A 19,015-nucleotide genomic window follows, 5' to 3' on the forward strand; every position below is an offset into this window, starting at 1 on the left:
TTGTTGGGCGATATCGGTTCGAACTGCTTTAAGTATTAAAAAGATTGCCAACCCTCTAACCGGTAAATCCGGCGCAGGGCGGCAATCTTTTTTTGCCTACCAGCAGGTAGGATGTTTAAAAGCTTAGTAGGCGCGAATATATTGTTTCGGGATGCTGGTTGGTTCGCTTTTTAAAGTAACAGCAGCATGTGTGGCCCAGTAAGGGTCTCGCAGCAAACCGCGGGCGATGGCAACCATATCAGCGTCTTCATTGCCAATAACGGATTGAGCTAGTGCTGGGTCCTCCAGCATGCCTACCGCGATGACAGGCACTTGAAGCGCCTCGCGGATCTGACGTGCGAACGGGACTTGATAGCCCGGATGATTTCCGGGTTTTCTTTGGCCGGCAGGGCCTTCACCGCCAGAGCTTACGTGGAAGGCATCAACGCCTGCTGCTTGATAAGCTTTGGACAGCTTGATTGCATGATCGATATCGTAGCCGCCATCCGCATACTCCACTGCGGAGATTCGGAAAATGAGCGGCATATCAGCGGGTATTTCTTTTTTCACCGCTTGAATGACTTCTACGCCGAATCTAGCCATATCTTGACCGTATTCATCATCTCTTTGATTCGTGAGCGGTGATTGGAATTGATGGATTAGGTAGCCATGAGCACCATGAAGCTCAAGCGTATCAACACCTGCCTTGACAGCGCGGCGGGCAGCCTGCGCGAACTGCTGAACAACCTCCTGCACTTCGCTTGTCGTCAGCGCACGCGGCATTTTGTATGAAGCCCCAGGAAAAGGGATGGCTGATGGCGCTACAGGCACTTCCGCATCTTCCGCTTTGCGTCCTGCATGGGCAATTTGAATGCCGATTTTGGCGCCATGCGCATGGACGCCATCAATAATCCTAGCAAAAGCGGGAATATGCTCATCGGACCAAATGCCCAAATCGCCATCTGTAATTCGGCCGTCAGGATGAATATCCGTCATTTCCATAATAATCAGACCCGTACCGCCAATCGCACGGCTGAGGTAGTGGACATAATGCCATTCATTCGGCTTGCCATCTTTCTCAGTAACGGAATATTGACACATGGGTGCCATGACGATGCGGTTTTTTATATGCAGACCTTTGAGGTCATAAGGTGTAAATAAATCTTTTTTCATGTAAGTTCCTCCTTGATGTCAGCTTGCCTTTATTGCGGGTTTGTCGTCCAAATGCCGGCTGTTTTTATGAAGACGCGCGGCGGCAGCTTCAAGCTGGCGAGAATCAGTTCAGCCACATCCTCAGGCTGCATCATGCGATCCTCATCTCCAACGGGAAGACCTGTGTTGACGGCTAATTCTGTATTCACAGTACTTGGCGTTAGGGCTGTTACACGGATATTGGACTTCCGCACCTCTTGCATGAGCGCTTCCGTTAAACCGATAACGGCGAATTTGGACGCGCAGTACGCGGAGCCCGTTGCAAAACCTCGCTCGCCAGCGGTTGAGGCAATATTTATAATGCTTCCGCTGCTTTGTTGGAGCATGGAAGGCAGCACGGCGCGCGTAACATAATAGGTGCCCATCAGATTGGTTTGAATAATACGTTCCCATGCTTCGGGTTCCATATCAACCAAAGTACCAAATTGTGCAGTACCGGCATTATTAAGCAAAATATCGACGGAACCCAGCTCAGCGAGAAGTCCTTCAATCGCACGATCGACTGCTTCCTTATTGGAGATGTCTGCCGCAGCGATGAAGACTTTAACACCGTAAGTGCTTGTTAAATGCTGTTGAAGGGTTTCCAGATCAGATTGACTTCTAGCTAGAAGGGCAAGATGAACGCCTTCTTTGGCCAATGCAATTGCCGCAGCTTTCCCGATGCCTTTTCCGGCACCTGTAATCAGAGCTTTTTTATCTTTTAAATCCATATGAATCTCTCCCTATCTTTGGTTAGCAAGCATACGTATTGTGATTCCCAAGTATGTCTAACAACTATGCATTTTATTATCTGCTGATATATAATTAAATACAAGTACCCACTTTTTTGTAAGATAGTATCATTTAGTATACTTAAGGAGTCGTTAGCTTTGGGAGATCCCCTATTTAAAAGTTCAGTTGAAATGACATTAAAGGTGATGGGGGGCAAATGGAAGCCCGTTATCCTTTGTCATCTGACGGATGGCATTAAACGTTTTGGCGAATTAAAACGGGGAATGCCCGATATCACGCAGAAAATGTTGACTCAACAATTAAGAGAATTAGAGGATGATGGAATTATAGACCGCAAAGTATACACCCAGGTTCCACCTAAAGTTGAGTATTCCCTTACGGAGTATGGCTTTACGATTACGGCAGTTCTGGATGTTATGGCAGAATGGGGTTTTAAACATAAAGGTCGAATTGAGACAGGCGTGTTAAAGTAGGTGGGTTTTAAAGAACTTTAAAAGAGCTGTTAAAGAACTTCAATAACTTTTAAAGAACTTCAATCGTTGGATTGAAGTTCTTTAACGTGTTGATAAAGTTCAACAGGCTATATTTTTGGCGCGAGCCTGCCATTATGGCAGGCTCAGGGTGGCAAAGCGGTCGATTAGCTCCCGAGCCGGTTTTTTTGGCTGTCTCAGCGGGACTTGGCGGAGAAAAGGAGCTTTTGAGTGCGCGAGCCTGCCATTATGGCAGGCTCAGAGTGGCAAAGCGGTCGATCAGCTCCCGAGCCGGTCTTTTTGGCTGTCTCAGCGGGACGTGGCGGAGAAATGGAGCTTTTGAGTGCGCGAGCCTGCCAAAATGGCATGCTCAGAGTGGATATCGGCCGATCAGCTCCCGAGTCTGCCATTTTGGCCGTCTCAGCTGGCCATGGCGGAGAAATGGAGCTTTTGAGGGCGCGAGCCTGCCATTATGGCAGGCTCAGGGTGGATATGCGGCCGATCAGCTCCCGAGCCTGCCTTTTTGGCTGTCTCAGCGGGACTAGGCGGAGCAATGGTGCTTTTGAGGGCGCGAGCCTGCCATTATGGCAGGCTCAGAGTGTCTAAGCGGCCGATCAGCTCCCGAGCCTGCCTTTTTGGTCCTCTCAGCTTAGCGTTGCTGAGCTTTCGTCTCTGCTTAGTATCCTTTTGGGTACTACGTCACCAAATAGTGCGTACTATCTTTATTTTTCGATCAGACATACAATAATCCCCATGAAAGAAAATAAAGACATGAGGAGAGAAACAACGATGGAACTTCAATTAGCTTTAGATCTTGTCGACATTCCACAAGCCAAACAATTAGTGAAGGAAGTCGAACCTTTTATAGATATTATTGAAATCGGTACGCCTGTTGTCATCAACGAGGGACTGAGAGCGGTGAAAGAATTGAAAGAAGCTTTCCCTTCCCTGAGGGTGCTTGCTGACTTGAAGATTATGGATGCAGCTGGATATGAAGTCATGAAGGCATCGGAAGCTGGCGCGGATATCGTGACTGTGCTTGGAGCATCCGAGGATATGACGATTAGAGGGGCTGTAGAGGAAGCAAGGAAACAAGGAAAGCAAATTCTTGTCGACATGATTAGTGTTAAAAATTTGGAACAACGCGCTGTAGAAGTAGATGCCTTCGGAGTTGATTATATTTGTGTGCACACAGGCTATGATCTTCAAGCTGTCGGGAAAAATTCATTTGAGGATCTTCTTACCATTAAGCGAGTGGTGAAGCATGCCAAAACAGCGATCGCCGGGGGAATTAAGCTAAGCACGCTTCCTGAGGTTATTAAGGCGAACCCTGATCTCGTCATCGTTGGCGGAGGGATTACCGGACAAGAAGATCGCGCAGCCGCAGCCGCCGAAATGCAGAAAATGATCAAGCAAGGATCCTAAGTCCGATGAAGACGAGTCAATATTTGGGCAAGATCCTCCATGAGTTAAATCAGCCCGCTGATGACGAGGTAGATGAACAAGCAGAAGAGTTGATTAGCCATCTCCTCGCTTCCCGTAAAGTGTTTGTCGCTGGTGCCGGTAGATCCGGCTTGATGGCTCGCGCCTTCGCTATGCGATTGATGCATTTGGGCTTAGATGCTTATGTGGTTGGAGAAACCGTCACTCCAGCTATCGGGAAAGAGGATTTACTGATCATCGCTTCCGGCTCTGGGGAAACCAAAAGTCTCTTTTCGATGGCGACCAAAGCAAAAAGTCTCGAAGCAACGGTTGCGCTGGTGACAATTCGCCCTGAATCAACCGTCGGTAAATTATCGGAAGTGGCCGTGAAGCTTCCTGGCGCTCCCAAAGAACAGAGCGATAGCTCTCTGACAACCATACAGCCAATGGGCTCGTTATTTGAACAAGTTTTATTGTTGTTTTTTGATGCTCTCATTCTGAGGCTAATGGAGCGATTAGGGGATGACGCGAAGAACATGTTTGGCCGGCATGCCAATTTAGAATAAAATCGAACAAGCTTCTGAAAGCTATAGGCGAGTATGCCTGACGCTGCAGAGGTTTGTTTTTGTTAAATGGTTATAAGATTAAATTGTAAATGTCATATCTTCGAATTTACAAAAAGTAAGCAGATGCTTATAGTTATATAAAAATGGAGGTAGAAATTATATGGTTCCCATTTCAATTTTAGATTTGGCTCCTGTCATTGTCGGCGGGACGCCTCGAGATTCTTTCAAACGTTCACTGGATTTGGCTCAACATGCCGAAAAGTGGGGCTATCATCGCTACTGGCTGGCCGAGCATCATAATATGCCGGGAATCGCCAGCTCGGCGACATCCTTGATCATCAGTCATGTTGCCAGCGGGACAGAGAAAATTCGTGTTGGCTCCGGCGGCATCATGCTGCCCAATCATGCGCCGCTCGTCATCGCTGAGCAGTTCGGAACCTTGGAATCGTTATACCCAGGCCGTATCGATCTGGGCTTAGGGCGGGCACCAGGCTCTGATCAGCCTGCTATGCGTGCGCTTCGCCGCGGCTTAGGAAGCGACGGCAATGATTTCCCGGAAATGCTGAGCGAGCTGCGGGGCTACTTAGATCCATCACGAGAAACCGCGGTACCGGGCGTACGAGCGATTCCTGGCGAAGGGCTTAACATTCCGATCTGGCTGCTTGGCTCCAGTGGATTCAGCGCTCAACTGGCTGGCCAGCTGGGGCTGCCGTTTGCTTTTGCAAGCCATTTTGCTCCGGGCTACCTGTTGACGGCGCTTGAATTGTATCGCGGAGGCTTCCGGCCTTCGGAGGCGCTGGAGAAGCCATATGCCATGGTAGGTATCAATATCATCGCGGCCGATACGGATGAGGAAGCGAATAAATTGGCAACTTCGCAGCTTCAGCAGTTTCTAAATATCATTCGCGGCAGGACCGGATTGTTGAATCCTCCGGTGGACAATATGGAAGCCTTGTGGACGGCGCAGGAAAAAACGTATGTCCAGCAGCAATTAAGCTATTCCATTGTTGGCAGCAAGGAGACGATTCGCCAGAAGCTGAAGCAGGTCCAGCAGGAAACCAAAGCGGATGAATGGATTGTTGCCGCACAAATCTATGATCACGAGGCCCGTTTGAAGTCTTATCAGATCGTTGCGGAAATTATGCAGGAATCAGCTTCAAGCTGATCCTTGCTGCACTTGGCTCTAATTAGAAAGGTTGGTAGCACTACGTATGAATCAGTCAGAAAGTTTATCTGAACAATCGGCAACCAAGGAACGGTTTCCCATTTCTATTTTCTCTCTAACCGTGGGTTCCTTTGCCATTGGGATGACCGAATTTGTTATTATGGGGCTTCTGCCCAATGTGGCCAGTGATTTGCAAGTGAGTATTTCCCAAGCCGGCCAGCTCATTACGAGCTATGCGCTGGGCGTAGCGATCGGTGCCCCGATCTTGGCTGTTGTTACGCATCGCTTGCCCCAAAAGCTGCTGCTGTGCCTCTTGATGGCCTTATTTATTTTGGGCAATGGCATTGCGGCAATAGCGCCTAATTATACCATTCTGATGATAGCGCGATTAGTTACGGCGCTGTCGCATGGTACATTTTTTGGTGTTGGAGCCGTGCTTGCGGCTAATTTGGTGCGCCCGGATAAGCGGGCAGGAGCGATTTCGATTATGATGGCTGGATTAACGATTGCGAACATCATTGGCGTTCCTTTCGGCACGTTTATCGGGCAGCAGCTCGGATGGCGAGCTTCTTTTGGCGCCGTGGTGATCATGGGGATTATTTCGCTAATCGGCATAATCGCCTTCATTCCGCATATTCGGCAAGAGCATAATTCCAGCCTCACGAAGCAGTTTCGTGCACTGATGCAGCCCAGACTGCTGCTTGTTCTATTGATAGGAGCCTTGGGGACCGGCAGTTTATTTACGGTGTTCACTTACATTGCCCCGCTGCTTGAGCAAGTGACCGGCTTCTCTGAATCAAGCGTAACCTGGATTTTAGTCTTGTTTGGCTGCGGTGTGACGCTTGGAAACATTTTGGGCGGAAAGCTTGCCGATTGGAAGCTTATGCCTTCGATGATAGGGAATTTTGCCGCGTTAGCTTTAATCTTAGCTGTTTTTGCATGGACTGACCGGGTGCCGATTGCTGCTGTCATTACCATTTTCATCTGGGGTGTCGCTTCCTTCGGTATTTTGCCGGGCCTTCAGGTTCGCATTATGACCATGGCCAAAGAAGCGCCCGCGCTGGCTTCGACCTCGAATCACTCCGCACTTAATTTAGGCAATGCCGGGGGTGCTTTCATCGGAGGCTGGTTCATTACGCACATGGGGCTTTCTTCTCTGCCTTGGGTGGGCTCGGCAATCACCGTTCTCGGACTTCTTTTGGCACTGGTCAGCTACAGGCAAGATCGCCAAAGATAAGCTGCTGCTTCCATAACAGTTTGTCGACCATTTCCATGGAGACTTTCTCATATAAAATTAACTTTATAGAAAGAAGGTTGTTTCCCGATGAATGAAATCATTTCATTGCTGCAAAATCATCGCTCGATTCGAAAATTTAAGGACCAGCCTGTCAGCGAAAGCCAGCTAAACGCTATTTTGGCTGCTGCGCAAGCTGCATCGACCTCAAGCAATATGCAGGCCTACAGCATTGTCCATGTCAAAGACAGCTCGCTGAGAAGTCAGCTGGCTGCATTGGCCGGCAATCAAGCCTATGTCAGCGAGAGTCCGGTCTTTCTCGTGTGGTGCGCAGATTTGCATCGCTACGAGCAAGCTGTTCGCCGCCACGGAGATACGCCAGTCACCGGCAACGCGGAGAACTTCATCATTGCGACGGTCGATGCGGCGCTAGCTGCGCAAAATGCGGCCGTTGCGGCCGAGTCGCTGGGCCTCGGCGTGGTGTATATCGGCGGGCTGCGCAATAAGCCAGCCGAGGTGTCCGAGCTGCTGGGCTTGCCGCAGCTCGTGTACCCGGTCTTCGGCATGTGCATCGGCATGCCGGACCAAGAGCCGCTGCTGCGCCCGCGGCTCCCGCTTGAAGCCGTATACCATGTGAATCAGTATACGGATAACCAGGTCGCGGTCGACGGGTACGACGAAAGCATCCGCGACTACATGAAAGAACGTACCGACGGCACAGTTGATACGACCTGGTCCAAGGAAATGGCCGCCAAAGCGCAGCGGCCGCGCGAGCACATGAAAGCGTTCCTGAACGCGCAAGGCTTTGGCATCGAATAAGCGCGCAAACTTTCGCTTGAACTCATATAACAGGAACTTGTCTCATACAATGGAAGTAGGCAAGAGACAGGCTTCAGGCATTCAAGCGAAAGGAGTGTGGTCATTTTGAAAGGCTTCAAAAATGTGGTGTACATGAGCTTGGCGATCGGCATGTTGTTTTATTCCATTCCCCAGCTGAACTTTCGGGATATCGGCTCATTGCCGATGATCTTCAGTATGGTTTGGATCGCTATGGCGCTTCTCGTCATCGCTGCGCATCTGCATCAGATATTGGGTGTGGATGAAGAGAAACGCCAGGAACTAAGCCGCATCAAGCGAATGAAGAAATGGCAGATGGAGCAGCTTGTCCAAGGACGCAGAAAAATGCTGCAATTTCGCAAATAACAGCAGCATGAAGAGATTTCCATTTTGACATCGAACACATGTTTGGTATAATACGAATAAAGCATCCAATCCAATAGGGTTGGATTTTTTCAGTTGACATCACAGCTCGCATTGTTCTTGCTCTTTGGAACGCGTATACTAGTAGTACAGAGTAGTACAGGAACAAGTAAGAGAGGTGTAACAGTTTGGACTCACAATCCACAGATACATTAACGAAGCATGAACAAATTTTACGTTATATAGAAAGCTTGAAGCTCGGCAGCCGTATTTCGGTGCGCAAAATTGCCAAGAACATGGAAGTCAGTGAAGGCACAGCGTATAGGGCGATCAAAGAAGCGGAGAATCAAGGCTTGGTTTCCACCAAGGAGCGGATAGGCACCGTTCGGGTAGAGAAGAAGCTGCGGCAGAACATTGATAAGCTAACCTTCGCAGAAGTCGTGAATATGGTGGATGGGCAAGTGCTTGGCGGCTCGCGCGGTCTGCATAAGACACTCCACAAGTTCGTCATTGGAGCGATGGAGCAAGATGCGATGATGCGCTACATTGAAGCGGGCAGTCTTCTCATCGTCGGGAACCGCAACAGGGCTCATATTTGCGCTCTGGAGCAAGGTGCCGGTGTTTTGATTACCGGGGGATTCGACACCAGCACGGAAGTGAAAGTTCTTGCCGATAAACTGGAACTGCCGATTATATCAAGCAGCTACGATACATTTACCATCGCTTCGATGATTAATAGAGCTATCTATGACCGCTTAATTAAGAAGAAGATTATGCTGGTGGAAGATATTTTGGCATCCGGAGCCGCCTTGTACGCACTCAAAGCCAACAGCACATTGAAGGATTGGCAGCGGCTTTCAGAGGATACGGGCTACAGCCGATTTCCTGTTGTGGATGAATGGAACCGGATTATTGGTGTCGTGACTTCCAAGGATATGGTGGGGGCAAGCTCCTTGCAGACGGTGGAGAAGCTCATGACCCGCAGCCCGCTGACTGTTACCCCGCAAACCTCTGTGGCCTCAGCGGCTCACATGATGGTGTGGGAAGGCATTGAATTATTGCCTGTCGTCGATACGAACCGCAAAATGCTTGGGGTGCTGAATCGCAGCGATGTGCTGAAGGCCATGCAATACATTCAGAAACAGCCTCAGAATGGGGAAACCTTTGAGGATTTGATCTGGTCCGGCTTGGAAGAGGTCAGAGACGAGAAGGGAGCTTTGCAGTTTCATGGCGTCATTACGCCGCAGATGACGAATCATTTGGGTACTGTGTCTGAGGGCGTGCTCACGACCTTGATGACGCAAGCCGCTTATCGCATCGTACAAGAGCATAAGAAGGGCGATTTGGTCATGGACAATATGTCCACGTACTTCTTAAGGCCTTTGCAGATTGATTCCAAAATAGAAATACGACCCACCATTATTGAGGTGAGCCGTAAATTTGGCAAGATTGATGTCGAGATTTATCATGCCGGCGCGCTTGTTTCCAAAGCGATGCTCACGGCTCAAGTCATTTAACGCAGCAAGCGATTGAAATGTCCATGATTGCGAATGCCGGCGAATACATTGAATACGCCTATCAGGACAAGAATGGTGCCGAAGATCCGCCGGAAGCTCGATTCGCTGAAGAAGAAAATTTGCGTAACGGCAATCAAGATGAGCATGAAGCCCATGCAAATATTCATGCGCGCTGCGAATAATCCGCGTTTGGCCGCATCCTGCTCACGTCTGGATCGAAAGCTGAAAAAGACCGTTAAGGCAAGTAAAACACAAATGAGAAGAAATAAAGTGACTTGTATCGCGAACATGTCTGCAATCCGTCCTTTGGATGAGTTTACTGTTTACTTTAGCGATTTCCGCGATAGATTGCAATCCTAGGTTCGTTTTTCCTGTGCCGTAATCCAAACGGTCAGCTCGGTTTGAAGCAGGACGATGGACTTGACTTCAATGATGTATTTTTTATCATGAAGAACATATGTTCTTTGGGTGATGAGCCGTTCATAAAGAGGCTGGGAATCTCTCACGAAGGTTGCCTTTTGACCAATGACGAGCTTGAGCTCGCTTTTGACATCACCTTCAATTTCTTTTTGAATATCTTCACTGATGAGCTCGGTTTGACTTTTGGGCAGCAAATGGACGTTGACGACATTGATCAAAGCTTGTTTATTGCGGGTTTTATTCAAACTTTCAATATCCGCACGCAGATCGCGATTCTCCTCCAAATATTTATGCATCTCCACATAGAGCTGATTATAGGTGTGTTGATGAATGCTCATATAGATGGCGCTCCCTATGATGGCTCCCGAAACCACCAGTCCGAAGCTCGAAAGCAGACGTTGATATCGGGCAAAAGGAGGAATCCTCAAGGCTGAGTGCCTCCTTTGCAGATCATTTGAATGAGTGAAGTACCCATCTGTGCCCCGATGAAAGCAACGACAATGAGAACAATTTGTTTGATTGCCGGATTCAAATGCCCTACGGCGACATGGCTCTCAATAAAACGTATGGGATCAATCGTTCCGCCAACCGCTGCGACCATGGCCCATATTTTGATGTTTTCAGAGACGGCCAGCATTTTTTCCGTAGGTGACTGCAAGGTTAATACAGCGGCAATGCCGCTTAACATACTGCCTCCGAATACGACCCCGAACGCAATGAAGTAATACATAATAATATTCGCCCAAAAGACGTACATGTCTTTATCGCTTCCCTTCCAGCTAAGTTATGAGGACAAACTCTCTCTCTTACTGTATGGGATTGGCTAGCTCTAATATGATAAAATAACAGGAATAAAATGCACGAAAGGGGGAAATGCGGATGAGTTCGTTTGTCCATTTGCATGTTCATAGTGAATACAGTTTATTAGACGGTGCAGCGCGTATGGAGGAGCTTGTTTCACAAGCGGCTGATCTTGGCATGACCTCTCTCGCCTTAACAGATCACGGAGTTATGTATGGAGCCATCGCCTTCTATAAGGCATGCAGGCAGAAAGGGATTAAACCGATTATTGGCTGTGAGGTGTATTTTACCGCTGGTTCTATTCGAGATAAAGGAACTAGACAAGAACAGCCGATCTATCATCTCATCCTGCTTGCCAAAAATGAAACAGGCTATCAAAACTTAATGAAGCTTTGTTCGATCGGACATTTGGAAGGCTTTCACTATAAACCGCGCATTGACTTGGAGCATTTGGCCAAGCATGCCGAGGGACTTATCTGCTTAAGTTCTTGTTTAGGCAGCGAGGTTTCCCAGCACTTGCTGCATAACCGTGGCGAAGAGGCCAGGAAAGCGGCCGAACGCTATCGTGACATTTTCGGTGATGATTTCTTTCTGGAAATTCAAGATCACGGCATGATTGAGCAGAAAAAAGTTATGGTTGCCATGATTGAACTCAGCAAGGAAACTGGAATCCCCCTGATTGCCACGAATGATGTGCATTATGTTACCGAACCGGATCATGTCATGCAGGATATTCTCATCTGTATTGGCACAGGCAAAACCGTCGATGATACAGATCGGCTGCGCATGGGAACAAGTCAGATGTATCTCAAAAGCGAAGAGGAAATGAAACGCTTATTCGTCCATGTTCCTGAGGCGCTTGCGAATACCGCTGTGGTTGCTGACCGTTGCCACCTGGAGCTGGAGTTCGGCAAGTCGATTTTGCCTCGCTTTCAGCCCATTCCTGAGCCGCTGACGGCTGGGGCGTATTTGCAGGAGCTATGCGGACAAGGGTTGGAGCAGCGTTACGGCTCTAAACCAGAATGGCATCTGCCTGATTCGCCGCTGCGCAGACAAGCGGAAGAACGTCTGGCTTATGAACTTGGTGTTATCGAGAATATGGGTTTCTCGGATTACTTCCTGATCGTTTGGGATTTTATCCGGTTTGCTCATGAGAAGCAGATTATGACCGGACCGGGCAGGGGATCATCGGCTGGCAGTCTGGTTGCTTATGTGCTGAAAATTACGAACGTCGATCCGCTTCGCTATAAACTTCTCTTTGAACGGTTTCTGAATCCCGAACGGATTACGATGCCGGATATCGATATCGATTTCAGTGATGAACGACGCGATGAAGTGATTGATTATGTCGTGCGCAAATATGGTCATGAGCATGTCGCGCAAATTATTACATTTGGTACAATGGCAGCCAAAGCAGCCGTTAGAGACGTCGGCCGAGTGCTTAATGTGCCTTATGGCGATGTCGACCGCGCAGCCAAAGCAATCCCGAATCACTTGGGGATGACGTTGGCGGAAGCTTTACAAGTAAGTACGGACTTGAAAGCTTTGGTGGCCAGACAGCCCAAAACGGCAGAGCTGCTCGAAATGGCGATGCGTGTAGAGGGAATGCCGCGTCATGCTTCCACGCATGCGGCCGGAGTTGTTATTTCCAGAGAACCGCTCACCCAATACGTTCCGCTTCAGGAAGGGACGACGCAGACGGCTCTGACGCAATATACGATGGAGCATTTGGAATCTATCGGACTTTTGAAAATGGATTTTCTGGGCTTGCGCACCTTGTCCATCATTGAACGTAGTGTGGACTGGATCCGGCAAATGGAAGGCGTGCAGCTGGACTTTGATGCGCTGGACATGGATGAGGATGCGCTCACGTATGGCATGCTCAGCAAGGGGGAGACAACAGGCGTCTTCCAGTTGGAGTCAACCGGTGTGCGCAAAGTTCTGAAAGACTTGAAGCCATCTGTATTTGAAGATATTATTTCTGTTCTGGCGTTGTATCGTCCGGGCCCGATGGAGTTTATTCCGAAGTACATTTTCGGTAAGCACGGACAAGAGGAGGTTGTCTATCCGCATCCGACCCTTGAACCGATCCTGCGCGATACGTACGGCATTATTGTCTATCAAGAGCAAATTATGCAAATTGCTTCTTCGATGGCCGGTTTCAGCTTAGGCGAAGCGGATTTATTGCGCCGGGCGGTTTCCAAGAAGAAGCGGGAAGTGCTGGATGAAGAGCGAACCCACTTCGTTGCGGGCAGCTTGAAGATGGGCTTTCAAGCGGAGGATGCGAATCATGTGTATGATATGATTGTCCGTTTTGCGGACTACGGATTTCCTCGGGCCCATGCAACGGCTTATGGGGTACTTGCTTTCCAAACGGCCTACTTAAAAGCGCATTATCCGATTTATTTCATGGCGTCCATGCTTACGGCAGTGATGGGCAATCACAGAAAGGTAGCCGAATATGTGGATGAATGCCGCCGGATGAAGCTCGCTGTGCTGCCTCCGGACGTCAACGGCAGCAGAACAGTGTTTACACCAGATCCAGCGGCCGGAGCCATCCGTTTTGGCCTTGCTGCGATTAAAAATGTAGGCACTCAAGCGATTGACGCGATTTTGACGGAAAGGAAAAAAGACCCTTTTGAGAGCCTGTTGGATTTCTGCCGAAGAGTTGATTTGCGCGTGTGCAACAAAAGGGTGGTCGAATCGCTTATACAAGGCGGAGCCTTCGATACGCTCGGCGGGCATCGGGCACAGCTTATGGCGGTCCTTGATGAAACGATAGCTTCGGCTACCAAATGGCGCAAGGAGCGGGATGATTTGCAGCTTCACCTCTTCGGCTTCGTGGAAGAACCGAACTGGGAAGTGGAAGTTCCGAACATTCCCTTAATGCCTCAGAGCAAGCAGCTGGAGCTGGAGAAGGAGCTTCTTGGGATGTATATCTCGGGGCATCCTCTGGATGCTTATACGCAGCAGCTTGGGGAAATTGAAGCGGTCATGCTCCACCAGCTGGAGGAACTGCCGGATAACAGCGAAGTGATCGTTGCGGGGATGATTCTTTCGAACAAGACCATCGTCACCAAAAAAGGCCAGCCCATGGCTTTCATGGAGCTGGAAGATCGGATTGACAAGGTCGAGGTGGTGTTGTTCCCCGAGACCTGGAAGAACGCGGCTCCGCTCGTTCAGAAGGGCAGGCTTGTCCTTGTCCGCGCGAAGCTGCAGCTTCAGGACGAGGACCCGCCCAAGCTGCTCGCGGAGCAGCTTGTGGCGCTGGACGACCCTGCAGGCGTCCAGCGGCTGCGCCGGCAGCCTGGCGCGCCTAGGCGGGCTGCTGACGCCGCCAGCGGCCAACCGCCGCGTGCGGCTGTCACCGCCGGCGGTGCGCGCAGTGCAGCCGCTGCGCCGACGGCGCGTGAGAGCACTGCCCAGCCTGCGGCTGCGGGCAGCGCAAGCCCCGCTGCGGCGCCGAAGGCGCAGCGGGTGTTCGTCAAGATCACGGCTGACTGTGAGCAGCCGGATAAGCTCTTGCAGCTGAAGGCGCTGCTGAAGCTGTACAAAGGGCCGCTCGCGGTTGCGCTTTTCTACGAAAGCAGCAACAAGCTCTTGGCCCTGAGCGACCAATATTTGGTGGATCCGTCCAAGGATCTGATCCGCATGATTGAAACTATCATGGGCAAAGATTCCGCCAAAGTGAAATGACTTTGAAGTGGTAAATAAAGGTTCCTCCGCATATGAATAGGAACCCGGTGTTTCCGGGGCAATACATGTGTAGGAGGAGGAGGACTTATGACCGAACAACATATGATCCAATTGCTGCAAAAGCGTGGCGTTACCGTCGAGCAAATCTCCGAAATCGTCTACAAGCTGCAAAAGCCGTATAACGACCAGCTTACCGAAGAGGATTGTACGGAAAGTGTGCTGGCAGTTCTTGCCAAGCGGGAAGTGCAGTACACACTGTATACAGGCATTGCGCTGGATGAATTAGCAGAGAAGAAGCTGCTGCCTGAGCCCCTGCAATCCATACTGGAGGCGGATGAGCCGCTGTTCGGCGTGGATGAAACGCTGGCCTTGGGGATTGTTCATGTATACGGGATGATTGGATTAACCAGCTTCGGCTATTTAGATAAAGAAAAGATGGGAATTATTCGTGCGCTCAATGATGATCGAAGTGCTGTACATGTTTTTCTGGATGATTTGGTCTGCGGTTTAGCCGCCGCGGCATCGGCCAGAATCGCTCATCAGAATGAGCATGCGCCTGATTATAGTAGTAAATTGCGTCTGGACTAGCACCAATAGTTCAGACTTCGCTTTTTTCATGAAAGTGCTCTGTTGCGGGAAAAAGAGAAATTATGATATCATTATTCCATTGTGTGCGCCTGTGCTTGTCTAAGGATGTTTACTATCATCGCTGCAAATTGCCCTAATCCATGTAGTTGCACTTCATAGGAGGTTTTTTTTCATGTGGACGGTGATATATATAGCTCCTACCGCAAAAATCGCAGAGCGGATTAAACAGAGGCTAACGGAAGAAGGATTTCTCGTACAAGTACGCGGGATCTCATTATCCAAAAATCAGTTCGAAATCGTCGTTCCCGAAGGGGAATTGGAAGAAGTACAAGAAGTGCTCAATTCTATTTTACATAGATAATGAAAAGTAGAAGTAAGTAACGTGGCTTGTCAGCGGTACACGATAAAAGCCAAGTAGAGGTGGAAATGTGCTAAAGGATTTATTTCAAAAGCGGAAATATGCAACGATTCCTTCTGAAAAAACAAAAAGGGAAATTCCCGAAGGTTTAATGAATAAATGCCCGAAATGCGGTACGATTCAAACGAGCAAAGAGCTTGAGAAAAACCTGAAAGTCTGTACATCCTGCGGTTATCATTATCGATTAAGCGCATTGGAACGGATTCAGTTAACGCTCGATGAAGGACATATTGTGGAGTATGATACGGATATGATTTCCGAGGATCCTTTGCAATTTCCGGATTACGTAGAGAAGCTGGATAAAGCCAAAAGCACAACGAAGCTGCAAGATGCCATTATGACCGGCGAAGGTACGATTGGCGGCTATCCTGTAATCATTGCTGCGATGAGCTTTGATTTCATGGGTGGATCGCTAGGCTCCGTTGTTGGTGAAAGAATCACAAGAGCGATTGAAATGGCGATTGAGAAGAAATATCCGATTATTATTTATTCCACATCGGGTGGAGCGCGGATGCAGGAAAGCATTCTGAGCTTGATGCAAATGGCCAAGACAAGCGCGGCATTATCCAAGCTAAGCGAAGCAGGCGGATTGTTTATTTCTGTTATTACGGATCCGACTTTCGGTGGCGTATCAGCGAGCTTTGCCATGCTGGGCGATATTATTATTGCGGAGCCAGCAGCGCCGTTCGGCTTTACAGGCCGCCGTGTTATTGAGCAAACGATCAAACAAAAGCTGCCTGATAATTTCCAGACATCTGAATTCAATCTCGAGCATGGTCAGCTCGACAAGGTCGTCAGCCGCAAGGATATGAGACCTACGTTAATCAAGCTGCTGGACATGCACGGTGTGAAGGAGGAGGCGACTTATGGCGAGTGATATGCCTTTTGAACAGCCACTGTTTGAGCTAAAGAAAAAGATTGCCGAACTCCGTACGTTTGGCGCGGAGAAGCAAATTGACTTCTCCGAGGAAATTCGTCGCTTGGAAGAAAGATATGCGCAACTGGAAGATGAGTTGTATGCAACGATGTCGTCAGCTGAGAAAATGCAGCTTGCCCGCCATCCGCAAAGGCCTACAACAATTGATTATATTAGTACCATTTTCACAGACTTTATTGAGTTTCATGGGGATCGCCTCTATGGAGATGACCTGGCAATCGTTGGCGGTCTTGCCAAGTTGAACGGCATACCGGTGACGGTTGTCGGTCATCAAAAAGGGAAAGATACGAAGGACAATATCGCCCGCAACTTCGGATGTCCGCATCCGGAAGGCTTCCGCAAGGCGCTGAGAATGATGCGTCAAGCGAATAAGTTCAAGCGTCCGATCGTAACATTTATTGATACGAAAGGGGCATTCCCTGGGAATGCTGCAGAAGAGCGCGGTCAAGGAGAAGCGATTGCCAGAAATTTGCTGGAAATGGCCTCTTTTCGTGTGCCGATCATCTGTGTTGTTATTGGCGAAGGCGGCAGTGGCGGCGCCCTGGCGTTAGGTGTAGGCAATAAGGTATTAATGCTGGAGAATGCGATCTATTCGGTTATTAGTCCCGAAGGCGCAGCCTCCATCTTATATAAAGATGCTTCCAAAGCGCTGCTCGCGGCAGAAGCGATGAAAATTACTGCGGATCATATATTGGAGCTGGGCGTAATCGATGGCATTATTCCCGAGCCCAAAGGTGGCGCACATCGAGATCCAGCAACACAAGCCGAATTTATTAAAACAGCGATCTGGGAACAGCTTCAGCATTTGCTAAGTATGAACGAACAGGAGCTGTTAGAGGACCGTTACCAGAAATTTAGAGATATTGGGCGGTTCACATTCAACCAGGAGGGAAACCATGCGTAAAACGAAAATTGTCTGTACCATTGGACCTGCAAGCGAATCACAAGAGAACTTGAAAAAACTTCTAGAAGCGGGAATGAACGTTGCCCGTCTTAACTTCTCCCACGGAGATTTTGAGGAGCACGGCGCACGTATCCGCAACCTTCGCGCAGCATCCGCTGAGACAGGCAAAATAGCTGCTATTCTGCTTGATACCAAAGGACCGGAAATTCGCACAGGCAAATTAAAAGAAGAACCGATTGAGCTTGTTCAGGACAAGCACATCATTCTGACAACGGAAGAAATTCTAGGCGATGCAGACCGTATCTCCGTGACGTACTCCGATCTGCCGCGTGATGTAGCTGTTGGATCAACCATCCTGATCGACGATGGTTTGATTGGTCTTACGGTTGTTGATATTCGTGGAACAGAAATCGAATGCCGCATCGTGAATGGCGGAACGATCAAGAGTAAAAAAGGCGTAAACGTACCAGGCGTGAAAATCAGCCTTCCGGGCATTACCGAAAAAGATGCCAACGATATCGTATTCGGTATTGAACAAGGCGTTGATTTCATTGCCGCTTCTTTCGTTCGTAAAGCAAGCGATGTTATGGAAATTCGTGAATTGCTCGAGAAGCACAACGCATCCCACATTCAAATCATTAGTAAAATCGAAAACCAAGAAGGCGTTGATAACTTAGACGAAATTCTTGAAGTTTCCGATGGTCTGATGGTTGCCCGTGGAGATCTGGGTGTTGAAATCCCGGCGGAAGATGTTCCGGTTGTGCAAAAACAAATGATTAAAAAATGTAATATCGTAGGTAAACCGGTTATCACGGCAACGATGATGCTGGATTCCATGCAGCGCAACCCGCGTCCAACTCGCGCAGAAGCGAGTGACGTAGCGAATGCTGTATTTGATGGCACAGATGCTGTTATGTTGTCCGGTGAGACAGCCGCGGGGAAATACCCGGTTGAATCCGTCCAAACGATGGCTCGTATTGCTGAGCGTGCGGAAGCCGCTTTGGAATACAAAGAAATTTTCCTTCGCCAAGCGCAAGCACAGCAAGTGACTGTGACAGAAGCGATTTCTCAAGCGGTTGCGAACTCAGCTCTGGAGCTTGGTGCCAAAGCGATTCTGACAGCAACGGAAAGTGGATATACAGCTCGTATGGTATCCAAATACCGTCCAAAATCACCAATCATCGCCGTTACGCCTAGCGATCAAGTGATTCGCCGTTTATCCCTTGTATGGGGTGTTATTCCAGTGAAGGGAATTCCAGCGAAAACAACGGACGAGCTGTTCAACCTTGCGGTAGACAGCAGTATCAAAACAGGACTTGTATCACTTGGTGACATCGTCGTTATTACAGCTGGCGTACCGGTAGGCCGCTCTGGAACTACGAACTTGATCAAGGTTCATCATGTTGGCGAGATGATTGCCAAAGGTACGGGTATCGGGATGCAAACAGCTACAGGTATCGTAGTTACGGCTCGTACACCGGAAGAAGCCAATGAGAAAATGGTCGATGGTGCTGTTCTTGTAACAGTCTCAACAGATAAGGAATATATGCCTGCTGTGCAAAGAGCTTCCGCTCTAATTACGGAAGTTGGCGGCATTACTTCCCATGCGGCAGTAGTTGCGCTAAGCCTTGGCATCCCTGTTATTGTAGGCGTTGAGAACGCAGTGGAAATTATCAAAGACGGTACAGAAGTTTCGATCTATCCGGAAGTTGGCGTTATTTACTCCGGTCAAGCGAGCGTACTGTAGGACATAG

Annotated in this window: 20 protein-coding genes; 15 read left to right on the top strand and 5 right to left on the bottom strand. The window is 49.0% G+C overall.

The window, feature by feature from the left end:
- Positions 1 to 123: 123 nt before the first annotated feature.
- On the bottom strand, positions 124 to 1,152 hold the full coding sequence (locus HQN90_RS17835; RefSeq protein WP_173221107.1) for an NADH:flavin oxidoreductase/NADH oxidase: 1,029 nt from the start codon (positions 1,150 to 1,152) through the stop codon (positions 124 to 126).
- A gap of 29 nt (positions 1,153 to 1,181) precedes the next feature.
- Positions 1,182 to 1,901, bottom strand: a complete 720-nt coding sequence (locus tag HQN90_RS17840) for a 3-ketoacyl-ACP reductase (RefSeq protein WP_173221109.1) — start codon at positions 1,899 to 1,901, stop codon at positions 1,182 to 1,184.
- 192 nt (positions 1,902 to 2,093) lie between these two features.
- Here HQN90_RS17840 and HQN90_RS17845 point away from each other — a divergent pair, with 192 nt between their 5' ends.
- From HQN90_RS17845 to HQN90_RS17885, 9 genes are all read left to right on the top strand, one after another.
- Positions 2,094 to 2,396, top strand: a complete 303-nt coding sequence (locus HQN90_RS17845) for a winged helix-turn-helix transcriptional regulator (protein ID WP_173221293.1) — start codon at positions 2,094 to 2,096, stop codon at positions 2,394 to 2,396.
- Between the two features lie 228 nt (positions 2,397 to 2,624).
- Positions 2,625 to 2,999, top strand: coding sequence for a hypothetical protein (locus HQN90_RS17850; RefSeq protein WP_173221111.1), 375 nt, complete (start codon positions 2,625 to 2,627; stop codon positions 2,997 to 2,999).
- 183 nt (positions 3,000 to 3,182) lie between these two features.
- Positions 3,183 to 3,818: a 3-hexulose-6-phosphate synthase gene (hxlA, locus tag HQN90_RS17855; protein ID WP_173221113.1), complete on the top strand. Its 636-nt coding sequence runs from the start codon at positions 3,183 to 3,185 to the stop codon at positions 3,816 to 3,818.
- Between the two features lie 5 nt (positions 3,819 to 3,823).
- Positions 3,824 to 4,381 carry a 6-phospho-3-hexuloisomerase gene (hxlB, locus tag HQN90_RS17860; RefSeq protein ID WP_173221115.1) on the top strand — a complete coding sequence of 186 codons (558 nt, stop codon included), beginning with the start codon at positions 3,824 to 3,826 and terminating at the stop codon, positions 4,379 to 4,381.
- Positions 4,382 to 4,541: 160 nt separating this feature from the next.
- On the top strand, positions 4,542 to 5,546 hold the full coding sequence (locus HQN90_RS17865; protein ID WP_173221117.1) for an LLM class flavin-dependent oxidoreductase: 1,005 nt from the start codon (positions 4,542 to 4,544) through the stop codon (positions 5,544 to 5,546).
- Positions 5,547 to 5,592: 46 nt separating this feature from the next.
- The gene (locus HQN90_RS17870) at positions 5,593 to 6,783 is read left to right on the top strand and encodes an MFS transporter (protein WP_173221119.1); all 1,191 of its coding nucleotides are present in this window, start codon (positions 5,593 to 5,595) and stop codon (positions 6,781 to 6,783) included.
- An 87-nt stretch (positions 6,784 to 6,870) separates the two neighbouring features.
- Entirely contained in the window at positions 6,871 to 7,599 is a 729-nt protein-coding gene (gene nfsA, locus HQN90_RS17875; protein ID WP_173221121.1) for an oxygen-insensitive NADPH nitroreductase, read from the top strand.
- 96 nt (positions 7,600 to 7,695) lie between these two features.
- The gene (locus HQN90_RS17880; protein WP_338042344.1) at positions 7,696 to 7,983 is read left to right on the top strand and encodes a hypothetical protein; all 288 of its coding nucleotides are present in this window, start codon (positions 7,696 to 7,698) and stop codon (positions 7,981 to 7,983) included.
- 185 nt (positions 7,984 to 8,168) lie between these two features.
- Positions 8,169 to 9,497 carry a DRTGG domain-containing protein gene (locus HQN90_RS17885; RefSeq protein WP_173221130.1) on the top strand — a complete coding sequence of 443 codons (1,329 nt, stop codon included), beginning with the start codon at positions 8,169 to 8,171 and terminating at the stop codon, positions 9,495 to 9,497.
- On the opposite strand, the gene HQN90_RS17890 is transcribed toward HQN90_RS17885, so the two are convergent.
- From HQN90_RS17890 to HQN90_RS17900, 3 genes are all read right to left on the bottom strand, one after another.
- On the bottom strand, positions 9,494 to 9,787 hold the full coding sequence (locus HQN90_RS17890; protein ID WP_173221132.1) for a YtpI family protein: 294 nt from the start codon (positions 9,785 to 9,787) through the stop codon (positions 9,494 to 9,496). The two genes, HQN90_RS17885 and HQN90_RS17890, sit on opposite strands and share 4 nt — an antisense overlap.
- A gap of 66 nt (positions 9,788 to 9,853) precedes the next feature.
- On the bottom strand, positions 9,854 to 10,345 hold the full coding sequence (locus HQN90_RS17895) for a sporulation membrane protein YtrI (RefSeq protein WP_173221134.1): 492 nt from the start codon (positions 10,343 to 10,345) through the stop codon (positions 9,854 to 9,856).
- Positions 10,342 to 10,674, bottom strand: coding sequence for a YtrH family sporulation protein (locus HQN90_RS17900; protein WP_079421119.1), 333 nt, complete (start codon positions 10,672 to 10,674; stop codon positions 10,342 to 10,344). Before HQN90_RS17900 ends, HQN90_RS17895 begins: the two co-directional genes overlap by 4 nt.
- A gap of 122 nt (positions 10,675 to 10,796) precedes the next feature.
- Between HQN90_RS17900 and HQN90_RS17905 the strand changes: the two genes are divergently transcribed.
- The 6 genes from HQN90_RS17905 to pyk all read left to right on the top strand — a co-directional run bounded on the left by HQN90_RS17905 (position 10,797) and on the right by pyk (position 19,008).
- On the top strand, positions 10,797 to 14,414 hold the full coding sequence (locus tag HQN90_RS17905; RefSeq protein WP_173221136.1) for a DNA polymerase III subunit alpha: 3,618 nt from the start codon (positions 10,797 to 10,799) through the stop codon (positions 14,412 to 14,414).
- 87 nt (positions 14,415 to 14,501) lie between these two features.
- Complete coding sequence (locus tag HQN90_RS17910) at positions 14,502 to 15,002, top strand: phosphatidylglycerophosphatase A family protein (RefSeq protein ID WP_173221138.1); 501 nt, start codon at positions 14,502 to 14,504, stop codon at positions 15,000 to 15,002.
- A 172-nt stretch (positions 15,003 to 15,174) separates the two neighbouring features.
- Entirely contained in the window at positions 15,175 to 15,363 is a 189-nt protein-coding gene (locus tag HQN90_RS17915) for a hypothetical protein (protein WP_028554922.1), read from the top strand.
- Positions 15,364 to 15,430: 67 nt separating this feature from the next.
- Positions 15,431 to 16,297 carry an acetyl-CoA carboxylase, carboxyltransferase subunit beta gene (gene accD, locus HQN90_RS17920; RefSeq protein WP_173221140.1) on the top strand — a complete coding sequence of 289 codons (867 nt, stop codon included), beginning with the start codon at positions 15,431 to 15,433 and terminating at the stop codon, positions 16,295 to 16,297.
- Entirely contained in the window at positions 16,287 to 17,261 is a 975-nt protein-coding gene (locus HQN90_RS17925) for an acetyl-CoA carboxylase carboxyltransferase subunit alpha (RefSeq protein ID WP_173221142.1), read from the top strand. Before accD ends, HQN90_RS17925 begins: the two co-directional genes overlap by 11 nt.
- Positions 17,254 to 19,008 (top strand): pyruvate kinase, encoded by a 1,755-nt coding sequence (gene pyk, locus HQN90_RS17930; protein ID WP_173221144.1) that lies wholly within the window; start codon positions 17,254 to 17,256, stop codon positions 19,006 to 19,008. Before HQN90_RS17925 ends, pyk begins: the two co-directional genes overlap by 8 nt.
- The last annotated feature ends 7 nt before the right edge of the window (positions 19,009 to 19,015 follow it).

This window comes from Paenibacillus alba, from assembly GCF_013204855.1.
In the GTDB taxonomy this organism is placed as follows: Bacteria; Bacillota; Bacilli; order Paenibacillales; family NBRC-103111; genus Paenibacillus_E; species Paenibacillus_E alba.

Bases quoted from the DNA above. Each gene is read 5' to 3' on its own strand.
- HQN90_RS17835 (WP_173221107.1), bottom strand. From the start codon at position 1,152: ATGAAAAAAGATTTATTTACACCTTATGACCTCAAAGGTCTGCATATA.
- HQN90_RS17840 (WP_173221109.1), bottom strand. From the start codon at position 1,901: ATGGATTTAAAAGATAAAAAAGCTCTGATTACAGGTGCCGGAAAAGGC.
- HQN90_RS17845 (WP_173221293.1), top strand. From the start codon at position 2,094: ATGACATTAAAGGTGATGGGGGGCAAATGGAAGCCCGTTATCCTTTGT.
- hxlA (WP_173221113.1), top strand. From the start codon at position 3,183: ATGGAACTTCAATTAGCTTTAGATCTTGTCGACATTCCACAAGCCAAA.
- hxlB (WP_173221115.1), top strand. From the start codon at position 3,824: ATGAAGACGAGTCAATATTTGGGCAAGATCCTCCATGAGTTAAATCAG.
- HQN90_RS17865 (WP_173221117.1), top strand. From the start codon at position 4,542: ATGGTTCCCATTTCAATTTTAGATTTGGCTCCTGTCATTGTCGGCGGG.
- HQN90_RS17870 (WP_173221119.1), top strand. From the start codon at position 5,593: ATGAATCAGTCAGAAAGTTTATCTGAACAATCGGCAACCAAGGAACGG.
- nfsA (WP_173221121.1), top strand. From the start codon at position 6,871: ATGAATGAAATCATTTCATTGCTGCAAAATCATCGCTCGATTCGAAAA.
- HQN90_RS17890 (WP_173221132.1), bottom strand. From the start codon at position 9,787: ATGTTCGCGATACAAGTCACTTTATTTCTTCTCATTTGTGTTTTACTT.
- HQN90_RS17900 (WP_079421119.1), bottom strand. From the start codon at position 10,674: ATGTACGTCTTTTGGGCGAATATTATTATGTATTACTTCATTGCGTTC.
- HQN90_RS17905 (WP_173221136.1), top strand. From the start codon at position 10,797: ATGAGTTCGTTTGTCCATTTGCATGTTCATAGTGAATACAGTTTATTA.
- HQN90_RS17910 (WP_173221138.1), top strand. From the start codon at position 14,502: ATGACCGAACAACATATGATCCAATTGCTGCAAAAGCGTGGCGTTACC.
- HQN90_RS17915 (WP_028554922.1), top strand. From the start codon at position 15,175: ATGTGGACGGTGATATATATAGCTCCTACCGCAAAAATCGCAGAGCGG.
- HQN90_RS17925 (WP_173221142.1), top strand. From the start codon at position 16,287: ATGGCGAGTGATATGCCTTTTGAACAGCCACTGTTTGAGCTAAAGAAA.
- pyk (WP_173221144.1), top strand. From the start codon at position 17,254: ATGCGTAAAACGAAAATTGTCTGTACCATTGGACCTGCAAGCGAATCA.